Genomic DNA, 406 nt, shown 5'->3' with positions numbered 1-406 from the left:
CTCTTTTCTCTCCCCCTTTTTTTTCTTTTTTCCCCTTCCCCCCTTCTTCTTCCCTCTCTTTTCCCTTCCCTCTTTTTTCTCCTTCTCCTCCTTCTTCTCCCCCTTTCCCCCCCTCTCCCCCTTTCTCTTCTCTTTTTCCCTCCCCCCTCTCCCTTTTCCTTCCTCTTTTCTTTCCCCCCCCCTTTCCCTCCCCTTCCTTCCTTTTTTCCTTTTTCTCCCCCTCTCTCCCCCTCTCCCTCTTTCTTCCTTCCCCCTTTCTTCCTTTTTTTCCTTCCCCTCCCTCCTTTCCCCCCTCCTCTTTTCCCTCCCCCTCTTCCCCTCTTCCTTTTCCTTTCCCCTTTTTCTTCTTCCCCTTCCCTTTCCCCCTTTTTTCCCCCTTTCTCTTCTCCCCCTCTTCCTCTTCCTC

Annotated in this window: 1 protein-coding gene; it reads right to left on the bottom strand. The window is 52.2% G+C overall.

Annotated elements, in window-relative coordinates; all coding sequences use genetic code 11:
* Positions 1 to 406 (bottom strand): hypothetical protein (locus KH400_RS29850; RefSeq protein WP_217228168.1); only part of this gene is annotated, 406 nt, incomplete at both ends.

It is taken from the genome of Desertibacillus haloalkaliphilus, from assembly GCF_019039105.1.
GTDB classification, from domain to species: Bacteria; Bacillota; Bacilli; order Bacillales; family KJ1-10-99; genus Desertibacillus; species Desertibacillus haloalkaliphilus.
Note: the sequence above shows the minus strand (reverse complement) of the source record. Positions and strands in the feature narration are given on the sequence as shown.